This window comes from Burkholderia sp. Se-20378 (assembly GCF_017104665.1).
In the GTDB taxonomy this organism is placed as follows: Bacteria; Pseudomonadota; Gammaproteobacteria; order Burkholderiales; family Burkholderiaceae; genus Burkholderia; species Burkholderia lata.
Map to the genome: position 1 here is coordinate 1 of NZ_JAAGPG010000782.1, position 2,825 is coordinate 2,825.

5 protein-coding genes and 1 pseudogene are annotated in these 2,825 nt (G+C 68.8%); 3 read left to right on the forward strand and 3 right to left on the reverse strand.

All coding sequences use genetic code 11. From position 1 onward, the window contains the following. The 3 genes from G3N93_RS37425 to G3N93_RS37435 all read left to right on the forward strand — a co-directional run. The coding region (locus G3N93_RS37425) for an acetyl-CoA C-acyltransferase (protein ID WP_206135277.1) at positions 1-502 on the forward strand (502 nt) is incomplete at its 5' end. A 216-nt stretch (positions 503-718) separates the two neighbouring features. Next, a complete protein-coding gene (phbB, locus tag G3N93_RS37430; RefSeq protein ID WP_041492959.1) occupies positions 719-1,462 on the forward strand; it encodes an acetoacetyl-CoA reductase in 744 nt (247 codons plus the stop codon). Between the two features lie 116 nt (positions 1,463-1,578). Next, positions 1,579-1,785 (forward strand): hypothetical protein, encoded by a 207-nt coding sequence (locus G3N93_RS37435; RefSeq protein ID WP_105815070.1) that lies wholly within the window; start codon positions 1,579-1,581, stop codon positions 1,783-1,785. Between the two features lie 87 nt (positions 1,786-1,872). On the opposite strand, the gene G3N93_RS37440 is transcribed toward G3N93_RS37435, so the two are convergent. The 3 genes and pseudogenes from G3N93_RS37440 to G3N93_RS41895 form a co-directional block, all read right to left on the reverse strand. Beyond that, positions 1,873-2,220, reverse strand: coding sequence for a hypothetical protein (locus G3N93_RS37440; protein WP_174947998.1), 348 nt, complete (start codon positions 2,218-2,220; stop codon positions 1,873-1,875). Continuing rightward, a complete protein-coding gene (locus G3N93_RS37445) occupies positions 2,204-2,707 on the reverse strand; it encodes a hotdog family protein (RefSeq protein ID WP_206135278.1) in 504 nt (167 codons plus the stop codon). Before G3N93_RS37445 ends, G3N93_RS37440 begins: the two co-directional genes overlap by 17 nt. Beyond that, positions 2,707-2,825, reverse strand: a pseudogene (locus tag G3N93_RS41895) (3-oxoacyl-ACP synthase); the annotation flags it as partial. The gene G3N93_RS37445 and the pseudogene G3N93_RS41895, both read right to left, overlap by 1 nt.

The window sequence follows — 2,825 nt, forward strand, 5'->3', positions numbered from 1 at the left end:
ATCGCTGTCCGGGCTGAAGCCGGCGTTCTCGAAGGACGGCTCGGTGACGGCGGCGAACGCGTCGGGGCTGAACGACGGCGCGGCGGCGGTGCTGGTGATGTCGGCGCAGAAGGCGGCGGCACTCGGCTTGACGCCGCTGGCGCGGATCAAGGCGTATGCGAACGCGGGCGTGGATCCGAGCGTGATGGGCATGGGCCCGGTGCCGGCGTCGCGCCGGTGCCTGGAGCGCGCGGGCTGGACGCCGGGCGACCTGGACCTGATGGAGATCAACGAGGCGTTCGCGGCGCAGGCGCTGGCGGTGCACAAGCAGATGGGCTGGGACACGTCGAAGGTGAACGTGAACGGCGGGGCGATCGCGATCGGTCACCCGATCGGCGCGTCGGGCTGCCGGATCCTGGTGACGCTGCTGCACGAGATGGCCAAGCGCGATGCGAAGCGCGGGCTGGCGTCGCTGTGCATCGGCGGCGGGATGGGCGTCGCACTCGCGGTCGAGCGCGCCTGAGCAGGGTCTGACATACGTCCCGCGTGCGGCGCCGGCCAGCGCCGCACGCGGGCGAAGTGGATTTCGCGCACGACAAGTAGTTAATAACAAGCGCGAGGTGCCGGTGCGTGCCGCGCCCGCGACGCGGGCGGCTGCGCATCGAAGCGGTGGGGCGGCAGCCTATGCGATGCCGTCGCCCCGCCTTCATCGATTACTTTCTTGTCGGTAATTTATAGGATGACTAAGCGAATTGCAGTTGTGACTGGTGGAATGGGCGGCCTCGGCGAAGCGGTCAGCATCAGGTTGAACGACGCGGGCCACCGGGTAGTCGTCACGTATTCGCCGAACAACACCGGCGCGGACCGCTGGCTGACCGAGATGCACGCGGCCGGTCGCGAGTTCCACGCGTACCCGGTGGACGTGGCCGATCACGATTCGTGCCAGCAATGCATCGAGAAGATCGCGCGGGACGTCGGCCCGGTCGACATTCTCGTGAACAACGCGGGCATCACGCGCGATATGACGCTGCGCAAGCTCGACAAGGTCAACTGGGACGCGGTGATCCGCACGAACCTCGATTCCGTGTTCAACATGACGAAGCCGGTCTGCGAAAGCATGGTCGAGCGCGGCTGGGGCCGCATCGTCAACATCTCGTCGGTGAACGGCTCGAAGGGTTCGGTCGGCCAGACCAACTACGCGGCCGCGAAGGCCGGCATGCACGGTTTCACGAAATCGCTCGCGCTCGAGATCGCGCGCAAGGGCGTGACGGTGAACACGGTGTCGCCGGGCTACCTCGCGACGAAGATGGTCACGGCGATCCCGCAGGACATCCTCGACTCGAAGATCCTCCCGCAGATTCCGGCGGGCCGGCTCGGCAAGCCCGAGGAAGTCGCGGCGCTGGTGGCGTACCTGTGCTCGGAGGAGGCCGGCTTCGTGACGGGCTCCAACATCGCGATCAACGGCGGGCAGCACATGCATTGACGCGTGGCGGCCCGGTGCTCCGGCGGCGTGCGCGCACGTGCCGGGCCGCGTTCCGCAATATCCAGTGCCAGGGCGGCGGCAGGCGCGCCGCTTCGGCTTCGCATTCCGGAGAAGGCATGGGCGATACCTGGATGGGACTCGCGATCGGCGGCACGGCACTGGCCGTCGCGCTGACGATGGCAGTCTCGCTCTACTGGCTCGAGCGGCGCCGTGCGCGTCTGCTGCGGAACTTCGATCATCGCGATTGCTGGCTCGTCGCGTACGGCAAGTGCTTCGCGCGCGTGCGGGCCAGGCCGGCACGCCGCCTGCGCGGCGCACGTTGACGGCGGCATTGCGGCAGTGACGCGTCGCGATTGACGAGCGGTCACGCATCGTGCGCACGCCTCCGGCGATGCGCGCGATGCCCGTGATCAATCGCTCTTTTCGCTCTTTCCACCCGACTCGCCCGAGTCGTTCTTGTGGAAGATCCGCTTCGTCGTGCGCTTGGTGGCATCCCAGCCTTCGCGCGACGCGTGTGCGACCCCGTGCCCGACCGCCTTCGCGGCGCTTGCGGTCGCGTGGCCGAAGCTGCGGGCCGCCTCGCCGGTCTTGTGCGCGGCTTCCTTCGAATCGCGCTTGATGTCCTGCTTCACTTCCGACATGTCCGCGTGCGCGAGCGGGCTGATCAGCGCCAGAACGAGCGCGGTGCCAATGAACTGACGAACTTTCACGACCTGGTTTCCTTCCCTTGAGTAAGCGGCTTCATCGAGGATTCGCATCGCCGGCTGGCGCCGCGCGAAACGCGCCGGACGTCGATGCATCCAGCATCACCGCCGCGCGGCCGGACAGCAGCACGCGATCGCCGCAGCGCAGCGCGAAGCCGTACAGCACCGAGCGGGCGTCGCCGCTCACGCGCTCCGCTTCGACGACGAGCGGCTGCGCGAACGTGTCGAGCCGATCGACGAACGCGTCGACGTTGCGCACGCTCGCCAGATAGCCGACGCGCGGGCGCGCTTCGTGCGCACCGAGCAGCGCGCCGTGCACGGCCATCGCCTGCGCCGCGTATTCGATCCCGCAGACGGAGGCGAGCCGACCGTGCGCGCGCAGCGGGTTGTGCGGATCGCGGTGGCTCGTCGCGGTGCAGCGGATCCGGTCGGCATCCCACGCATCGACCGACTCGAGCACGCACATCGCGCCGTCGTGCGGAATGTGCGCGGCGATCCACGCGTGGTCGAGCGGCGGCGCGAGCGGGATCGTCGCGGTCATCACGTGCGCTCCGTGAACGCGTCCGGCATCGCGACATCGACCTGCACGCGTGTGTCGGCCAGGTAGTCGAGCACGACGCGCGCCGAACGCCGCGCGGCGAGCGCGTCGAGCAGCGGCA

Bases quoted from the DNA above. Each gene is read 5' to 3' on its own strand.
- phbB (WP_041492959.1), top strand. From the start codon at position 719: ATGACTAAGCGAATTGCAGTTGTGACTGGTGGAATGGGCGGCCTCGGC.
- G3N93_RS37435 (WP_105815070.1), top strand. From the start codon at position 1,579: ATGGGCGATACCTGGATGGGACTCGCGATCGGCGGCACGGCACTGGCC.
- G3N93_RS37440 (WP_174947998.1), bottom strand. From the start codon at position 2,220: ATGCGAATCCTCGATGAAGCCGCTTACTCAAGGGAAGGAAACCAGGTC.
- G3N93_RS37445 (WP_206135278.1), bottom strand. From the start codon at position 2,707: ATGACCGCGACGATCCCGCTCGCGCCGCCGCTCGACCACGCGTGGATC.